Below are 17,452 nucleotides of genomic sequence, written 5' to 3'. Positions count from 1 at the left end.
TTCGCCCGAATCCGCTCAATCCGCGATCTTCCCTGTCCCCTCCTGCGGCACGCGCACTCCAGATCACGGCCCGTGTCGGACATCCCGTCGGCGTCCGGACCACCGCAAGAGGCCCCATCCGGCCCTAGCGGACCGTCATCGCGAGTGCCGAGTCTGGGAAGGAGAGGTCTCCCGTACCCGACGTTTCGGAGGAAGCCATGCACGACGAGGAGCTCCGTGCCCTCGACGCCCATTGGCGCGCCGCGAACTACCTGGCCGTCGGCCAGATCTACCTGATGGGCAATCCGCTCCTGGCCGAACCGCTCCGCCCCGAACACGTGAAACCACGGCTGCTCGGCCACTGGGGCACCTCGCCCGGCCTGAACCTCGTGTACACCCACCTCAACCGGGTGATCAAGGCCCGCGGGCAGCGGGAGCTCGCCGTCTGGGGCCCGGGGCACGGCGGCCCGGCCGTCCTGGCGAACGCGTGGCTGGAGGATACCTACTCGCAGACCTACCCGGACGTCCCCCGTGACGCCGCGGGCATGGACCGGCTGTTCCGGCAGTTCTCCTTCCCCGGGGGCGTGCCGAGCCACGTCGCGCCGGAGACCCCCGGCTCGATCCACGAGGGCGGTGAGCTGGGCTACTCGCTCTCGCACGCTTACGGTGCCGCCTTCGACCACCCCGGACTCGTCGTCACCTGCGTCATCGGCGACGGCGAGGCCGAGACCGGGCCGCTCGCCGCGTCCTGGCACTCCAACAAGTTCCTCGACCCCGTCCACGACGGGGCCGTCCTGCCCGTGCTGCACCTGAACGGCTACAAGATCGCCAACCCGACCGTGCTGGCCCGCATCCCGGAGGGCGAGCTCGACGAACTGCTGCGCGGCTACGGACACGAGCCGCTGCACGTCACCGGGGACGACCCGATGGCCGTGCACGCCGCGATGGCCGAGGCGATGGACAGCGCCCTGGACCGCATCGCCCAGATCCAGGCCGCCGCGCGCGAGGGCGGGGAGAGCGGGCGTCCGCGCTGGCCCGTGATCGTGCTGCGCACGCCCAAGGGGTGGACCGGACCGGCCGAGGTCGACGGCCTGCCCGTGGAGGGCACGTGGCGCGCCCACCAGGTGCCGTTGGCCGCGGTCCGCGACAACCCCCAGCACCTGCGGCAGCTCGAGCAGTGGATGCGCTCGTACCGGCCGCAGGAGCTGTTCGACGAACAGGGCGCGCCCACCGCCCAGGTGCTGGCCTGCGTCCCCGAGGGCGACCTGCGGCTCGGCGCCACCCCGTACGCCAACGGCGGGCTGCTGCTGCGCGACCTGCCCGTGCCGCCCCTGGAGCGGTTCGCCGTCGAGGTCGACAAGCCGGGCGTGACCCTGCACGAGCCCACCCGGATCCTCGGCGACCTGCTGGAACGCGTCATGGCCGACACCGCCGAGCGCCGCGACTTCCGGCTCGTCGGCCCCGACGAGACCGCCTCCAACCGGCTCCAGGCGGTCTACGAGGCCAGCGGCAAGGCCTGGCAGGCCGAGGTACTCCCCGTCGACGAACATTTGGACCGGCACGGCCGCGTCATGGAGATCCTGTCCGAGCACACCTGCCAGGGCTGGCTGGAGGGCTACCTCCTCACCGGCAGGCACGGGCTGTTCTCCTGCTACGAGGCCTTCGTCCACATCGTCGACTCGATGGTGAACCAGCACGTCAAGTGGCTGCGCACCACGCGGGCGCTGCCCTGGCGCCGCCCCATCGCCTCCCTCAACTACCTGCTGACCTCGCACGTGTGGCGGCAGGACCACAACGGCTTCTCCCACCAGGACCCCGGCTTCATCGACCACATCCTCAACAAGGCGCCCGAGGTCGTACGGGTCTACCTGCCGCCGGACGCCAACACCCTGCTGTCGACCGCCGAGCACGTGCTGCACAGCCGCGACTACGTCAACGTGGTCGTCGCCGGCAAGCAGCCCTGCTTCGACTGGCTCGACCTCGACGCCGCCCGCGCCCACTGCGCCCGCGGCGCCGGGGTCTGGCAGTGGGCGGGCACCGAGGACGGCACCCGCGAACCGGACGTCGTCCTGGCCTGCGCGGGGGACGTGCCCACCCAGGAGGTGCTGGCCGCCGCCTCACTGATCCGCCGTCATCTGCCCGAGCTGGCCGTACGGGTGGTCAACGTGGTCGACCTCGCACGGCTGGTGCCCAAGGACGAGCACCCGCACGGCATGGCGGACCCGGAGTACGACGCGCTCTTCACCCGCGACAAGCCGGTGATCTTCGCCTACCACGGCTACCCGTGGCTCATCCACCGGCTCGCCTACCGCCGCACCGGCCACGCCCACCTGCACGTGCGCGGCTACAAGGAGATCGGCACCACGACCACGCCCTTCGACATGGTCGTCCGCAACGACCTCGACCGCTTCCGGCTGGTCATGGACGTCATCGACCGCGTGCCGGGGCTCGCGGTGCGGGCCGCGCCGGTACGCCAGCTGATGGAGGACGCCCGGCTGCGGCACCACGCGTGGATCCGCGAGCACGGCGTGGACCTGCCCGAGGTCACCGACTGGACCTGGCCGGGACGGTGAGCGGCTGACCGGCAGGCGACCGTCAGCCGTCCTTCACGGCGCGCCGCCCGCGGCCGACGCGGGCGGCGCCTCCTGCTCCGCCTCCCCGAACCGCGCCAGGGCCAGTGCCCCCGCGATCGAGAGCACGAAGCCGAGCACGGCGAGCGGGGCCCGGTCGTGCCGCGTGGAGTCCCCCAGCCACACCACCCCGAACAGCGCGGGCCACAGGGACTCGGTGATGACCATCGCCGCCGTCGCGGCGGTCACCGAGCCCGCCTGGAGGGCGTCCACGAGGAAGACGAAGCCGGTGATCCCCGAGATGACGACGGCGTACGTCGCCGGGTCCGCGAGCAGTTCGCCCACTTCGAACCCGATGAGCATCCGCACCGCGACCGCCACGACGCCGAAGCCGAGCCCCGCCACGGCGCCGAGCACCGCCGCCCTGCTCCGCGTCACACGACGGTCCACGATCCGGCCGGCGACCGCCAGCACGACCGCCGTGACGAGGATCGCCAGCCGCAGCCGCAGGTCCCCCTCGCCCCCGCCGTCCCGGCCCGCGGAGAGCGCCAGCACCGCGAGCCCGACGCACACCGCGCCGACCGCCGTCCACTCCGCCGCACGCAACCGCACCTTCAGCAGCACCGCCGCCACGACCGCGGTGACCGCGAGGGAGGACGCCAGCGCCGCCTCGACCACGAACAGCGCCAGGGACCGCAGCGCGACCAGCTCCGCCGCGAAGCCCAGTGCGTCCATCCCGACACCCGCCACGAACGGCCAGCACCGCAGCGCCGCCAGCAGCGTCCGCGCGCCCGAGCACGGCGCCCCGGGCGAGCCCGCGGCGGCCCGGCGCGCGCCCATGGCCTGCATCACCGTCGCCGTCCCCATCAGGACGGCGGCACACAGAGCGAAGGCGATACCCGGTCCCATGCACGGACCGTAACGGCCGGAGGCGGGCGGCCGGTGCGACCGCCACGCGTCATTTCCTGGCCGCCTGCCCACCTGTCCGCCGACGGGCCGGTCACCCCATCGGAGGATCGGGAATGCCGCCTTTGCAGCGATATGCTCCCCGTGGGGCGATGGTCGACGACGTGCAAGGAGAAGGCAGTGGTGAAGAGTTGGCGCGCGGTGGCGGTCGTCCTGGCCCTTGCGGCGGCGGGGTTCCTGGTGTCCTGCGACGCGGGCGGCGACGGGGCACCAGGTGCCGACGTCACCGGCTCCGCCGTCCCCTCGGGGGAGGGGTCACCCGGCGGCGCGACCGGCGGGTCCTCCTCGCACTCCTCCCCGCACTCCTACGAGATCTCCGGCGCGAAGGCGCTCGACGTGAGCAATGAGAACGGCTCCGTGCGGATCACCGTGGGGAGCGGGCCGATGTCGGTGACCGAGACCCTGGAGTACGGCGCCGTGAAACCGGCCACCCGTCATCGGGTCGAGGGCGGCACCTTGAGGCTGGTCGGCTCCGGGTGCGGGAACAGCCGGCCGTGCAAGGTCGACTACGTCGTCAGGGTGCCCCCCGCGACGCCCGTCACCGTCAGGGTGGACAACGGGGAGGTCGAGGCGGACGGCGTCACCGGCGCGGTCGACCTCGGCACGGGCAACGGGAGCGTCACCGGCACCGCGCTCGGCGCCCGCCGGGCGTCCCTGACGAGCGAGAACGGCACCGTCGAGGCGACCTTCGAGGTCGCACCGCAGGAGGTCACCGCCACCGCCGGGAACGGCATGGTCACCGTCACCGTGCCGCCCGGAACCGCCTACGACGTGCGGGCCCGGACCGGCGTCGGCATGAGGCAGGTGAGCGTGCCGAACGATCCGTCGTCGTCCCGCAGGATCACCGCCACCACCGAGAACGGCATGGTCACGGTGCAGACGGGCTGACCGCCCCGGGCCGCCCCGGGGCGCCGGGCGGCGCGCCCCGGGACCGGTGCCGGGTCAGCCGCGGACGGCCCCCTCGGTCGCGCCCGCGATGAAGCCCCGGGCGAAGAGCGCGAAGACCACCACCAGGGGCGCGGAGGCGATGAGCACGGCGGCCATCACGACGCTGTAGTCGGTGGAGCGGCCGACGTTCAGCTGGGCCAGGGCGACCTGGAGCGTGATGTGCTCGGGGTTGACCAGGGCGATCAGCGGCCAGACGTAGTCGTTCCAGGCGTTGACGAAGGCGTAGATCCCGAGGAACGCCAGCGCCGGGCGGATCATCGGCAGCACCACGTGCCAGTACTGACGCAGGAAGCCGCAGCCGTCCATGCGGGCGGCGTCGAGGAGTTCGTCGGGGACGCCCCCGCTGACGTACTGGCGCAGCCAGAAGATGCCGAAGGCGTTGGCCAGCGCGGGCGGGATGAGCGCCTTGAGCGTGCCGAGCCAGCCCAGGTGCATCATGATCAGGTACTGCGGGATGATCGCCAGCTGCAGCGGCAGCATCATGAAGACGAGCAGCACCCCGAAGAGCCACCTGCGCCCGGGGAAGTCGAACTTGGCGAAGGCGAAGGCCGCGATCGAGTCGACGAGGAGCACGAGCACGGTCGAGACGCAGGCGACGGCCAGCGTGTTGAGCATCGAGCCGAAGAAGTCGATGCTGTCGAGCACCGTGCGGACGTTGTCCAGCAGGTGCGGGCCGAAGGAGACCTTGGGCGGCGTGCGGTAGATGTCGCGGGTGGTGTTGGTCGCCATGACGATCGTCCAGTAGAACGGGAAGACCGAGACGAGGACCGCGACGATCAGCACGAGGTGCGCGGTGAGCCCCTTGGGGCGCAGCGACCGTGCGGTGCGCGTCATGACTTCCTCCCGCGCTGGACGAGGCGCCAGTTGACGACGACGAGCACGAGGATGAGCACGAAGAACGCCCAGACGATGGCGGCCCCGTAGCCGAAGTCGTTGTTGGAGAACGCCGATTGGTAGAAGTAGAGCAAGGTGGTCAGACCCGCCTGGCCGGGGCCGCCGAGATTGGCGTTGGCCGCGTTGCTCCCGAACAGGACCTGCGGCTCGGTGAAGCTCTGCAGGCCGTTGACGGTCGAGATGACGACCGTGAACAGGATGACCGGGCGCAGGATCGGGATCGTGATGCGCAGGAAGGTCCGCACCGGCCCGGCCCCGTCGATCCGCGCCGCCTCGTAGACCTCGCCGGGGATGGCCTGCATGCCAGCCAGGTAGATGATCATGTTGTACCCGGTCCACTGCCAGGTCATCAGCAGCGCGATGACCAGCTTGATGGTCCACGGATTGCTCATCCACTGGACCTCGGGCAGGCCGGCCATGTGCAGGATCGCGTTGACCAGGCCGAAGTTGTTGCTGAAGACCGCCCCGAAGAAGATCGCGATGGCGACGATCGACGTGACGTTCGGCAGGAAGAGCGCGATCCGGTAGAAGGACTTGAAGCGCCGCACGGAGTTGAGCAGCGTGGCCAGCACCAGCGCCCCCAGGAGCGTCGGCACCGTCGACAGCACCCAGATGGCCAGGGTGTTGCGGATCGACAGCCAGAAGACCGGGTCGTCCATCAGGAAGCGGAACTGCTGCAACCCGACGAACTGCATCTCGCCGATGCCGTCCCAGCGGTGGAAGGCCAGGTAGAGCGAGTAGAACACCGGCCAGAGCATGAAGACGCCGAAGACCAGGTAGAACGGCGAGATCGCCAGGTACTGCGGCCAGAAGGACAGCGCACCGCGCCGGGCGGCCCGCGCCGCCGGCTGCGGCAGGTGGTGCGCGGGCGCGGAGCGGCGCGGACGGAACCGCGGCCGCCCCGGGCCGCCGCCGGTGGCGTCCACCGCGACGGAGCCGGGGCCGGTGGTCGGAGGCGCCGCCATGTCAGCGCACGCCCTGCCGCTGCGCGACCTGCTTGGCCTGGGCCACGGCGTCCTTCCAGGCGTCGTCCGCCTTCTTGCCCTTGGTCTCGACGTTGGTCAGCTCGGTCTTGTACGTCGCCATCAGGGCCGCGTCCGCCGGGGCCTCGTAGGCCGCCGGGATCGCCTTGGCGGCCGGCCCGAAGACGTCGATGGTCTTCTGGCCGCCGAAGTACGGATCGCCGGCGGTCATCTGCGGCATCGCGTACGCCGCGGGGGCGGCCGGGAAGACCGCGGCGTCGGCGAAGCCGCGGGCGTCGTTGGCGGGGCTCAGCAGCCAGCTCACGACCTTGAAGGCCTGCTCGGGGTTGCGGCACTGGCGGGGCAGCGCCAGGAAGGAGCCGCCGAGGTTGGACGGGCCGCCCGGCATCGGGGCCACGCGCCACTTGCCCTTGGAGTCGGGGGCGGCGGAGGAGATGTCCAGGGCGTGCCAGGCGGCGCCGAGTTCGGTCGCCAGCGTGCCCTTGGCGATGGCCGCGTTCCAGCTGTTGTCGTTGATCTTGGCGTCGAGCCCGAGCTCGTACGGCCGCACGGCCAGGTCCCAGGCGGCACGGATGTGGTCCTGGTCGCCGACGAAGTGGTTGTCGGTGTCGATGAAGCGCTGCGTGCCCTGGCCCACGGCGATGTCGAAGACCGCGCTGGCGCTGTTGATCAGCGACGCCGACGGCACCGCCTTGTGCAGCTCCCGGCCCGCGGCCAGCCAGTCGTCCCAGCTCTTGATCTGCGCCGCGACCTGCTCCGGCTCGGAGGGCAGCCCGGCCTGCTCGAAGAAGTCCGCGCGGTAGAACATCGCGGTGGGGCCGATGTCGATCGGGAAACCGATCTGCCGGCCGTCCTCGCTGCGCGCCAGCTTGGTCTTCCACTCCAGGTACTGCGGGGCCACGTCCTTGAAGCCCAGGTCGTTGAGGTCCAGGAAGCGGTTGGCGTTGGGCAGGAAGGAGGCCATGTCCTCGCCCTTGATGCCGGTGATGTCGGGCACGGACTGGCCGCCGGTCAGCGTCGTGAGCAGCTTCTGCTTGAAGTCGCCGCCTATCTGCGCGGACTTCAGGGTCACTGCGGTGAAGTGCGCCTCGGCGTCCTTGACAACCTTGTCGCTCAGCCCGCCGCCCCAGTACCAGAGCGTGAGGTTCTTGCCGTTCCTGGTGCCGCCCGCTCCGCCGCCACCGCACGCGGCGGTGAGGCCGGCGGCCGCGGCGGTGAGCACGGTCGCCTGCAGGAATCGTCTGCGGGAAAGGTCCACGGGGTTCTCCTACTGCTCGGGCTGGTCGGCGTGGTGCGGGCCGGCGGCGGTCGTCGCGGCGGCCGGCACGGTGTGGTCGAGGAAGGCGTAGGCGGAGCGCAGGTCGTCGTTGCCGGGGGAGTCGCGCACGGACCGCCACCAGCGGCCGACGGCGGCCACGTCCGGTGCGGCGGCGGCGCCACCGATCCGCCGCACGGACAGCGCGGCGACGAGGTTGGCGAAGCGCAGCCGGTCGGCGAGCGGCAGGCCGGCCAGGGTGGCGGCGACCAGCCCGGCCCCGAAGACGTCCCCGGCGCCGGTGGTGTCGACGGCGTCCACCGGCAGGCCGGCCACCGACGCGCTCTCGCCCGTCGTGGAGTCCACCGCCAGCGCGCCCCCGGCGCCGTCGGTGACCACGGCGAGCGGCACCAGGTCGGCCAGCCGGGACAACGCCGCCCGCGGGGTGCCGGTGCGGGTGTAGGCCATCGCCTCCTCGGCGTTGGGCATGAAGGCGTGGCACAGGGCGAGCTGTTCCAGCACCGCCGGGCTCCAGCGCTCCGAGGGGTCCCAGCCGACGTCGGCGAAGACCAGGGTGCCCGCCGCGTGCGCGCGCCCCACCCACTCCAGCGGCTCGGCGCCGATGTGGGCGATCGCGGCCCGGCTGGGCGGCGGTTCGCCGATCATCGCGTCCGGGCCGAGCGGCGGCTCCTGGCCGTGGGTGACCAGCGCCCGGTCGCCGTCGTACGCCAGCGAGACGGTCACCGGGGTCGGCCACCCGGCGAAACGGCGCGAGCGGGAGAGGTCGACGCCCTCGGTGACGGACAGCTCGTGCCACAGGTGCGTGCCGAGCAGGTCCTCGCCGAAGGCCGCGGACAGCGACGTGCGCAGCCCCAGCCTGCTCAGCGCGACCGCGAAGTTGGCGATCCCGCCGGGGGACGTGCCCATGCCCTTGGTCCACACCTCGGCGCCCGGGGTGGGAGCCGAGGGGAGCCCGGTGAAACCCAGGTCGAAGAAGAGCAGCCCGGACAGGAAGACATCGGCTGCCTCCTCCCGGGTGCTGCCGGCGTGTGTCGACCGCGGCATTGCGACCTACCTCTCCAGGGGCACCGGCGCGGGGCGCCCGGTGCTTCGTGTCCCCCCCCGGTCCAGGCCCGGACAGGGGGACGCCCCGGCCTGAAGTAGGCAAGAGCTTGCATGCTGTGCAGTGGTTTGACAAGGGTCAATCACAAACCTGCTCGACTTTGATTGACTTTGCAGAGAGCCCGGGTAGGGTTCGTGCCATGCTCCCCGACCGACGACATGAGCTGATCCTCCGTGCGCTGCGGGCGGACGGCCCCACCTCGGTGACCGTGCTGGCCGAGCGGATCGGCGCCAGCCAGGCCACGATCCGCCGCGACCTCATCCAGCTCGAGGACGAGGGCCTGCTGAAGCGGGTCTACGGTGGCGCGGTCCCGCTGACCGGCGAGGACGACCCGTTCCCGGACGTCGCCGCCGTCCGCGTCGAGGCCAAGGACGCCATCGCCGTCCGCTGCGCCGAGATCATCCAGGACGGCGAGACCGTGCTGCTGGACATCGGGACCACCGCACTGCGGGTCGCCCGGCACCTGCGCGGCCGCTCGCTCACGGTGATCACCAGCAACCTCGCGGTCTACGAGGAGCTGCAGGACGAGAAGGACGTCCAGCTGGTGCTGCTCGGCGGGGTCGTGCGCCGCGAGTACCGCTCCCTGGTCGGCTTCCTCACCGAGGACAACCTGCGCCAGGTCCGGGCCGACCGGCTGATCCTGGGCACCAGCGGCATCCGCCCGGGCGGGCAGATACTGGACACGACCGCCGTGGAGGTGCCCGTCAAACGGGCCATGATCGCGGCGAGCGACCAGGTGGTGCTCGCGGCGGACGCCGGGAAGTTCCCCGGCACCGGCATGGCCCGCGTGTGCGGGCCCGAGGACATCGACGTCGTGGTGACCAACGCCCCGGCGGACGCGACGACCCGGACCTCGCTGCGCGAGGCGGGGGTGGAGGTGGTCGAGGTATGAGGCTCACGATTCTCGGTGGTGGCGGCTTCCGCGTCCCGCTGGTCTACCGCGCCCTGCTGGAGGACCGTGCGGCGGGCCGCGTCACCCACGTGACCCTGCACGACCTGGACCCCGGACGCCTGGACGCCATCGTCCGGGTGCTGCGGCAGCAGGCGCAGGGACACCCCGACGCGCCCGGGGTCACCGTCACCACCGACCTCGACGAGGCCGTCACCGGCGCCGACTTCGTCTTCTCCGCGATCCGCGTCGGCGGCCTCGCCGGACGCGTCGTCGACGAGCGCGTCGCCCTCGACGAGGGCGTCCTCGGCCAGGAGACGGTCGGCCCCGGCGGCATCGCGTACGGGCTGCGCACCATCCCCGTCGCCGTCGACATCGCCCGCCGCATCGCGCGGCTCGCGCCCGACGCCTGGGTCATCAACTTCACCAACCCCGCCGGCATGGTCACCGAGGCCATGTCCCACCACCTCGGCGACCGCGTCATCGGCATCTGCGACTCGCCCGTCGGCCTCGGCAGGAGGGTGGCGCGCGCCCTGGGCGTCGACGCCGGCCGCGCCTGGTTCGACTACGCGGGCCTGAACCACCTCGGCTGGCTGCGGGCGGTGCGCGTGGACGGCGTCGACCTGCTCCCGCGCCTGCTGGCCGACGAGGCGGCGCTCACCTCCTTCGAGGAGGGCAAGCTCTTCGGCGCCGAGTGGCTGCGCACCCTCGGCTCGGTGCCCAACGAGTACCTGAACTACTACTACTCCAACCGCGAGACCGTCGCCGCCGCGCGCGACGCCGAGCACACCCGCGGCGCCTTCCTCCTGGAGCAGCAGCAGCGCTTCTACGAGACGATGCGCGCCCCGGGCACGGAGCCCTTCGCGGCCTGGGACGCCACCCGCCTGGAGCGCGAGACGACCTACGGCGCCGACGTCCGGGAGGCCGCGGGAGCCGGCGAACGCGACTCGTGCGACCTGGAGTCCGGCGGCTACGAGAAGGTCGCCCTCGCCCTGATGCGGGCCATCGCCCTCGACGAGCGCACGACGCTGATCCTCAACGTCCGCAACCGCCGCGCCCTGGAGCCGCTCGACGCCGAGGCCGTCGTCGAGGTGCCCTGCCACGTGGACGCCAACGGCGCCCGCCCGATCGTCGGCGATCCGCTGCCCGGCCACGCCGTCGGCCTGGTCACCTCCGTCAAGGCCGTCGAGCGCGACGTCATCCGGGCCGCCACCACCGGCGAGCGCGCCGCCGCGCTGCGCGCCTTCGCGCTCCACCCGCTCGTCGACTCCGTCGCCGTCGCCCAGCGTCTGCTCGACGGCTACCGCAAGCACGTACCCGACCTCGCCTACCTCCGGGACTGAGGGGACCAGCACCCATGCACGACGACCGCAAGCAGGTCGAGGCGCGCCTCGACCGCGTCCTCGAACAGCGCATTCGCCCCGCGGTGTACGCGGCGTCGGTGCCGCTGACGCTCACCGCGTGGCACGTGGACGGCGAACCGGTGCCGGTGGGAGAGGCGCTGGCCGCCGAGTACGTCCCCTTCGCGACCGGCGACCGCTGGGGCACCCCTTGGTCGACCAGCTGGATACGCGCCCGGGGCACCGTTCCCGCGGATTGGGCCGGCCGGCGCGTCGAGGCCGTCTTCGACCTCGGCTTCATCGGCGACTGGCCGGGCGGCCAGGCCGAGGCCCTGGTCCACGACGCGTCCGGCACCCCGGTCAAGGGCATCGAGCCGCGCAACCAGTACGTGCCCGTCGCGAACCCCGCGGCCGGCGGCGAACCGGTGGAACTGCTGCTGGAGGCCGCCGCCAACCCCGACATCCTGGCCAAGGGGTTCCTGCCGACCCCGCTCGGCGACCGGCTCACGGCGCCCGCGGAACCGCTGTACACGATGGCCCGCGCGGACCTCGCCGTGCTCGACGAGGACGTGTGGCACCTCGTCCTGGACATCGAGGTCGCGGGCGAGCTGATGCGTGAGCTGTCCACGGCCGAGCCGCGCCGCCACGAACTGCTGCGCGCCCTGGAGCGGATGCTCGACGCCCTCGACATCGCGGACGTCGCCGGCACCGCCGCCGCGGCCCGCGCGGAACTCGCCAGGGCGCTGTCCCGGCCCGCCCACGCCAGCGCCCACACGCTGTCGGCGGTCGGCCACGCCCACATCGACAGCGCGTGGCTGTGGCCGCTGCGTGAGACCAAGCGCAAGACCGCCCGCACCTTCTCCAACGTCACCGCACTCGCCGCCGACTATCCGGAGCTGGTCTTCGCCTGCTCCCAGGCCCAGCAGTACGCCTGGGTGAAGGAGCGCAACCCCGAGGTGTACCGGCGCATGCAGGAGGCGGCGAAGGCCGGCAACTGGGTGCCGGTCGGCGGCATGTGGGTGGAGGCCGACGGCAACCTGCCGGGCGGCGAGGCGATGGCCCGCCAGCTGATCCACGGCAAGCGCTTCTTCGCCGAGGAGTTCGGCGTCGAGTGCCGGGGGGTGTGGCTGCCCGACTCCTTCGGCTACACCGGCGCCTACCCGCAGATCGCCCGGCTGGCCGGGATGGAGTGGTTCCTCACGCAGAAGATCTCGTGGAACCAGACGAACAAGATGCCGCACCACACCTTCTGGTGGGAGGGCATCGACGGCACCCGCATCTTCACGCACTTCCCGCCCGTCGACACCTACAACGCGGTGTTCTCCGGCGAGGAGATGGCTCACGCCGTGCGCAACTACGCCGACAAGGGCGGCGGCACGCGTTCCCTGGTCCCCTTCGGGCACGGCGACGGCGGGGGCGGCCCCACCCGCGAGATGCTGGAGAAGGCCCGGCGCCTGCGCGACCTGGAGGGCTCGGCCAAGGTCGTCGTCCAGGACCCGGACACCTTCTTCCGCGAGGCCCGGGCGGAGTACGAGGACGCCCCGGTGTGGTCCGGCGAGCTCTACCTGGAGCTGCACCGCGCCACGTACACCAGCCAGGCCCGCACCAAGTCCGGCAACCGGCGCGGCGAGCACCTGCTGCGCGAGGCCGAGCTGTGGGCCGCCACGGCCGCGCTGCGCGACCCTTCGTACGCGTACCCGTACGAGGACCTCGACCGGCTGTGGAAGACGGTCCTGCTCCACCAGTTCCACGACATCCTGCCCGGCTCCTCCATCGCCTGGGTGCACCGCGAGGCCGAGGCGACCTATGCCCGCCTGAAGGAGGAGCTGGAGGCGATCACGGCCGGCGCCGCCGCGGTGGTGGCCGGCGACCCCGGCACCGGGCCGTCGGCGCCGTGGGTGTTCAACACCTCGCCGCGGGCCCGGGCGGAGGTCGTGGCGGTGCCGGCGGCGCCGGACGGAGCCGGAGGCCAGCCGCTCGCCGACGGCCGGGTGGCGGTTTTCGCCGAGCTGCCGGCCTCCGGGGCGGGGCCGGTCGTGGCGGGTGAGCCGGGCGGCAAGGTGACCGTCACCGGCCGTGTCCTGGACAACGGGCTGGTCCGGGTCGAACTCGACGACGACGGGCTGCTCACCTCGGTGTTCGACCTGACCGCCGGCCGCGAGGTGCTGGCCCCGGGCGAGCGCGGCAACCTGCTGCGGCTCCACACCGACCTGCCCAACCAGTGGGACGCCTGGGACATCGACCGGCACTACCGTCGCCAGTACACCGACCTGACGGCCGCCGATGCGATCACCGTCGTGGAGGAGGGCCCGCTCGTGGGCGCCATCCGCGTCGAGCGGTCCTTCGGGGGCTCCCGCCTCGCGCAGACGGTGCGGCTGCGCGCGGGCAGCCCGCGGATCGACTTCGAGACGGAGATCGACTGGCACGAGAGCGAGAAGATCCTCAAGGCGGCCTTCCCGCTGGACGTGCACGCCGACCGGAGCGCCGCCGAGATCCAGTTCGGGCACGTCTTCCGGCCCACGCACACCAACACCAGCTGGGACGCGGCCCGTTTCGAGGTCTTCTGCCACCGCTGGGTGCACGTCGCCGAGCCCGGGTACGGCGTGGCCGTGCTCAACGACTCGACCTACGGCCACGATGTCGGCCGCACCTCCCGCGAGGACGGCGGCACCACCACGACGCTGCGGCTCAGCCTGGTCCGGGCGCCCCGCGTGCCCGACCCGCACGCCGACCAGGGCACGCACCGCATGACGTACGCGCTGCTGCCCGGCGCGGCCGTGGAGGACGCCGTGGCGGGCGGCTACGAGCTCAACCTGCCGCTGCGCGTCACCGCCGGGGCCGTGGGCACCGGGCCGGTCGCGCCCCTGGTGACCCTCGACGGCACGCGGGCCGCGATCGAGGCGGTCAAGCTCGCCGACGACCGGTCCGGCGACGTGGTCGTCCGGCTGTACGAGTCGCTCGGCGGGCGCGCCGCGACCACCCTGCGCGCCTCGTTCCCGGTGCAGCGGGTGCAGGTGACCGACCTGCTGGAACGCCCGTTGGAGGGGGAGAGCGCGCAGGTAGGGCCCGACGGAGGGATCCGGGTGTCCCTGCGGCCGTTCCAGATCCTCACCCTGCGTCTCACGCCGCGCGCGTAGCCGCCCCACCGCCCGGAACGGTCCGGCCACCGGCCGCCGGCCACCCGTCCGACCGTTCCGGGCCGTCCGGGGCGCGCGCACCACGCCCGCCCCGGACGACGCACCGCCCGGCCGTCACCCCGTGCCGTCGCAGCGGACCCTCGTCCTCCCCGGCGCCGATCGCGCCGCACCGCGGGCCCCGACCCGCGGCCGCCGGGCCACCCCCGGCGACGCCGCCCCGGTCCTCGTCCCCACGCGGCCCGCCGTCACCGCGCCCCACCGCGAACCGACCGCTCCCGGGAGGGAACCCCCATGCAGGACCGCCGCCCCGCAAGCGCAGAGCCCGTCGTTCCGATCGACCCGTGGGACGCCCCCGAGCTGACCGGATGGCGCAGGCTGCCGATGCACGCCGTCGTCCGCCCCGACGCGCCCCGGGTAGCGCTGGACGGGCGCTGGCGCTTCCAGCTGCTGCCCACCCCGCGCACCCCGCTCGCCGGCCGCTGGGCGCAGACGGACGTGCCCGGCTGCTGGACCGTCCAGGACTTCGACGACATCCACGGCGTGCGCGACCTGCCGCACTACACCAACGTGACGATGCCCTTCCCCGACCTGCCGCCCTCACCGCCGGCCGGACGCAACCCGACCGGGGTGTACGAGCGGGAGGCCGACGTACCCGCCGACTGGGCGGGGCGGCGGGTGGTGCTCCACGTCGGGGCCGCCGAGAGCGTGCTGATCGCGCACGTCAACGGCACCGCCGTCGGGGTGGGCAAGGACTCCCGCCTCGCCTCGGAGTTCGACGTCACGCACGCGGTGCGCCCGGGGGAGCGCAACACCGTGCGCCTGACGGTCGTCAAGTGGTCCGACGCGACCTTCCTGGAGGACCAGGACCAGTGGTGGCACGGCGGCATCACCCGCTCCGTCCACCTCTACGCCACCGACCCGCTCCACCTGGCGGACGTGGGGATCACGGCCGTGCCCGGCGGCACCCTCGACGTCGCGGTCCGGGTCCGCAGCGGGGAGGGCGCCCTCCCGGCGGGCTGGAGCGTGTCCGGACTGCTGTGCACCCCGGACGGCATCCTGCGGCTCCCCGCCGACGAGGCCTTCGCGCGGGCCAACGTCGCGAGCGAGCGCGTCTCGGACTTCCTCGGCGAGGCCCGCATCCGGGCCACGGTGCCCGGTGTCCGGCCGTGGACCGCCGAGACGCCGCACCTGTACGACCTGACCGTGCGGCTGCACCGGGCGGACGGCAGCGTGGCCGACGAGTCGCGCCACCGCGTCGGGTTCCGCCGCGTGGAGATCTCCGGGGCCGACCTGCTGGTCAACGGCGTCCGGGTCTACTTCCGCGGGGTCAACCGGCACGACTTCCACCCCCTGACCGGGCGCGTGGTCGACGCCGAGGAGATGCGGGCGGACCTGTGCCTGCTGAAGCGGCACGGCTTCAACGCGGTGCGCACCGCGCACTACCCGCCCGACCCGGCCCTGCTCTCCCTCGCCGACGAACTCGGCCTGTACGTCGTGGACGAGGCCGACATCGAGACCCACGACCACGCCCACGAGCTGGCCGACGACCCCCGCTACCTGGGGGCGTTCACCGACCGGGTGGCCCGGATGGTGCTGCGCGACCGCAACCACCCCAGTGTCGTCGTCTGGTCGCTGGGCAACGAGAGCGACCACGGCGCCCACCACGACGCCGCCGCGGGCTGGCTGCGGCGCACCGACCCGACCCGGCCCGTGCAGTACGAGGGCGCGATCAAGGACGCCTGGGAGGAGACGCAGTCCGCGAGCGACATCATCTGCCCGATGTACGCCTCCATCGAGGAGATCACGGCCGGCCCGCACTCCAAGCCGCTCATCCTGTGCGAGTACTCGCACGCCATGGGTAACAGCAACGGCTCCCTGGCCGACTACTGGCGGGCCATCGAGTCCACCCCGGGCCTGCAGGGCGGCTTCGTCTGGGAGTTCCGGGACCACGGCATCCTCCAGCGGCTCACCGGGGAGGGGGCCGGCCGCCCGGCCGGGCCCGACGCCCCCGCCGACGCCTACGCCGACGGGGTGACCGCCCCCGGCTACCGCTGGGCGTACGGCGGCGACTTCGGCGACACGCCGCACGACGGGGCCTTCTGCGCCGACGGCCTGGTCCTGCCCGACCGGACGCCCAAGCCCGCGATGGCCGAGCACCGCGAGATCGCCGCCCCGCTGCGGCTGGAGCTCACCCCCGACCGCCGCGAGGCGCGGATCACCAACCGGCAGCACTTCGCGGACCTGGCGTGGCTGAGCGCGCGGTGGCACATCGGCGACTCCGGCACCGCCCCCGCCCGGCTCCCGGACCTCGCGCCCGGGGAGAGCGCGGTGGTGCCGCTGCCCACCAGCCTGCTGCCGCACGGCGACTCGCACCTGACGCTGCGCGTCACGACGGCGCAGGACCTGCCGTGGGCGCCGCGCGGCACGCTCGTGTGCGCCCCGCAGGTGGTGCTCGCCGAGGACCACCGGGACCTGCTCACCCGGGCGGGCGCCGTGCTCGCCGGTGACGGGGCGGGGACGGTGGAGCTCGACGACGCCGGACTGCTGCGGCATCCGCTGCTCACGGCGCCGCCCGTGCTGACGCTGTGGCGCGCCCCCACCGACAACGACGAGTGGGGCGGCATCGCAGCCCGCTGGCGCGCCTGGGGCCTGCACGCCCTGGAACGCACCCTGGTGTCGGTCGGCAGGGAGGGCGCGAGCGTGGTGGTGCGCTCGGCGTACGCGACGGACGGCGCGGGCACCGTCGGCCACGAGCAGGTCCTCACGCCGTTGCCGAACGGAGGGCTGCTCGTCGACGAGACCGCGGTGCTGCCGGATGGGCTGACCGACCTGCCGCGGGTCGGCACCGTCTTCGAGACCGTGGCGGGGCTCGGCACCCTAGAATGGTTCGGGCGGGGCCCCGGCGAGACGTACCCCGACCGGTGCGCGGGTGCGACCGTGGGGGTCCACCGGTCGGCCGTGGACGCGCTGTTCACGCCGTACCTGAGGCCGCAGGAGAGCGGCGGCCGGCACGACGTGCGGCGCTTCACCCTCACCGGGGCCGCGGCCGCGCCGGGGATCGCCGTCCACCTGGACGTGCCGCGCCAGGTGAGCGTCACCCGCTACCGCGCCGCGGACCTGACGGCCGCCGCCCACCACGACGAACTCGAGCCGCGCGCCGCGTGCGTGGTCCACCTGGACGCCGCCCACCGCGGGGTCGGCACCGCCTCCTGCGGCCCCGACACCCTGCCGGCGTACCGGGTGGGCCCGGGTACCCACCGCTGGTCCTGGACGCTGCAGCCGCTCTGACGGGCGGTCAACACGCCGCGTGGAGCGGGGACTTCCGAATTGGTGCAGACCATTGACCCCATTGGTCTAGTCCTTCTAGG

11 protein-coding genes are annotated in these 17,452 nt (G+C 73.2%); 6 read left to right on the top strand and 5 right to left on the bottom strand.

All coding sequences use genetic code 11. The annotated features are described in order from the left end of the window. The first annotated feature begins 137 nt into the window (after nt 1-137). Entirely contained in the window at nt 138-2,552 is a 2,415-nt protein-coding gene (locus AC1VWI_RS09260; RefSeq protein WP_499516752.1) for a phosphoketolase family protein, read from the top strand. A 33-nt stretch (nt 2,553-2,585) separates the two neighbouring features. Here the strand turns inward: AC1VWI_RS09260 and AC1VWI_RS09255 are convergent, their stop codons facing one another. Continuing rightward, nucleotides 2,586-3,458 (bottom strand): DMT family protein, encoded by an 873-nt coding sequence (locus AC1VWI_RS09255; RefSeq protein WP_499510477.1) that lies wholly within the window; start codon nt 3,456-3,458, stop codon nt 2,586-2,588. Nucleotides 3,459-3,638: 180 nt separating this feature from the next. Here AC1VWI_RS09255 and AC1VWI_RS09250 point away from each other — a divergent pair, with 180 nt between their 5' ends. Then, nucleotides 3,639-4,403, top strand: a complete 765-nt coding sequence (locus AC1VWI_RS09250) for a DUF4097 family beta strand repeat-containing protein (protein ID WP_499510476.1) — start codon at nt 3,639-3,641, stop codon at nt 4,401-4,403. A 54-nt stretch (nt 4,404-4,457) separates the two neighbouring features. Here the strand turns inward: AC1VWI_RS09250 and AC1VWI_RS09245 are convergent, their stop codons facing one another. From AC1VWI_RS09245 to AC1VWI_RS09230, 4 genes are read right to left on the bottom strand one after another with little or no spacing between them, the layout of a single operon-like run. Continuing rightward, nucleotides 4,458-5,297 carry a carbohydrate ABC transporter permease gene (locus AC1VWI_RS09245; protein WP_326578253.1) on the bottom strand — a complete coding sequence of 280 codons (840 nt, stop codon included), beginning with the start codon at nt 5,295-5,297 and terminating at the stop codon, nt 4,458-4,460. Further along, nucleotides 5,294-6,322: a carbohydrate ABC transporter permease gene (locus AC1VWI_RS09240; RefSeq protein ID WP_499510475.1), complete on the bottom strand. Its 1,029-nt coding sequence runs from the start codon at nt 6,320-6,322 to the stop codon at nt 5,294-5,296. Before AC1VWI_RS09240 ends, AC1VWI_RS09245 begins: the two co-directional genes overlap by 4 nt. 1 nt (nt 6,323) lies before the next feature. Continuing rightward, a complete protein-coding gene (locus tag AC1VWI_RS09235; protein ID WP_499510474.1) occupies nt 6,324-7,598 on the bottom strand; it encodes an ABC transporter substrate-binding protein in 1,275 nt (424 codons plus the stop codon). A 9-nt stretch (nt 7,599-7,607) separates the two neighbouring features. Then, a complete protein-coding gene (locus AC1VWI_RS09230; RefSeq protein ID WP_499510473.1) occupies nt 7,608-8,660 on the bottom strand; it encodes a carbohydrate kinase family protein in 1,053 nt (350 codons plus the stop codon). 197 nt (nt 8,661-8,857) lie between these two features. Here AC1VWI_RS09230 and AC1VWI_RS09225 point away from each other — a divergent pair, with 197 nt between their 5' ends. The 4 genes from AC1VWI_RS09225 (at nt 8,858) to AC1VWI_RS09210 (ending at nt 17,372) form a co-directional block, all read left to right on the top strand. Continuing rightward, nucleotides 8,858-9,610 (top strand): DeoR/GlpR family DNA-binding transcription regulator, encoded by a 753-nt coding sequence (locus AC1VWI_RS09225; protein ID WP_499510472.1) that lies wholly within the window; start codon nt 8,858-8,860, stop codon nt 9,608-9,610. Continuing rightward, nucleotides 9,607-10,950 carry a 6-phospho-beta-glucosidase gene (locus AC1VWI_RS09220; protein WP_499510471.1) on the top strand — a complete coding sequence of 448 codons (1,344 nt, stop codon included), beginning with the start codon at nt 9,607-9,609 and terminating at the stop codon, nt 10,948-10,950. The genes AC1VWI_RS09225 and AC1VWI_RS09220 overlap by 4 nt, the downstream gene beginning before the upstream one ends. Nucleotides 10,951-10,964: 14 nt before the next feature. After that, complete coding sequence (locus tag AC1VWI_RS09215; protein WP_499510470.1) at nt 10,965-14,084, top strand: alpha-mannosidase; 3,120 nt, start codon at nt 10,965-10,967, stop codon at nt 14,082-14,084. A gap of 291 nt (nt 14,085-14,375) precedes the next feature. Next, complete coding sequence (locus tag AC1VWI_RS09210) at nt 14,376-17,372, top strand: glycoside hydrolase family 2 TIM barrel-domain containing protein (protein WP_499510469.1); 2,997 nt, start codon at nt 14,376-14,378, stop codon at nt 17,370-17,372. The last annotated feature ends 80 nt before the right edge of the window (nt 17,373-17,452 follow it).

This window comes from Streptomyces sp. TOM-9, assembly GCF_056858595.1.
Note: the sequence above shows the minus strand (reverse complement) of the source record. Positions and strands in the feature narration are given on the sequence as shown.

What these genes read in the sequence shown, in the direction of transcription:
- AC1VWI_RS09240 (WP_499510475.1), bottom strand. Translation starts at nt 6,322, where the DNA reads ATGGCGGCGCCTCCGACCACCGGCCCCGGCTCCGTCGCGGTGGACGCC.
- AC1VWI_RS09210 (WP_499510469.1), top strand. Translation starts at nt 14,376, where the DNA reads ATGCAGGACCGCCGCCCCGCAAGCGCAGAGCCCGTCGTTCCGATCGAC.
- AC1VWI_RS09220 (WP_499510471.1), top strand. Translation starts at nt 9,607, where the DNA reads ATGAGGCTCACGATTCTCGGTGGTGGCGGCTTCCGCGTCCCGCTGGTC.
- AC1VWI_RS09225 (WP_499510472.1), top strand. Translation starts at nt 8,858, where the DNA reads ATGCTCCCCGACCGACGACATGAGCTGATCCTCCGTGCGCTGCGGGCG.
- AC1VWI_RS09255 (WP_499510477.1), bottom strand. Translation starts at nt 3,458, where the DNA reads ATGGGACCGGGTATCGCCTTCGCTCTGTGTGCCGCCGTCCTGATGGGG.
- AC1VWI_RS09245 (WP_326578253.1), bottom strand. Translation starts at nt 5,297, where the DNA reads ATGACGCGCACCGCACGGTCGCTGCGCCCCAAGGGGCTCACCGCGCAC.
- AC1VWI_RS09215 (WP_499510470.1), top strand. Translation starts at nt 10,965, where the DNA reads ATGCACGACGACCGCAAGCAGGTCGAGGCGCGCCTCGACCGCGTCCTC.
- AC1VWI_RS09230 (WP_499510473.1), bottom strand. Translation starts at nt 8,660, where the DNA reads ATGCCGCGGTCGACACACGCCGGCAGCACCCGGGAGGAGGCAGCCGAT.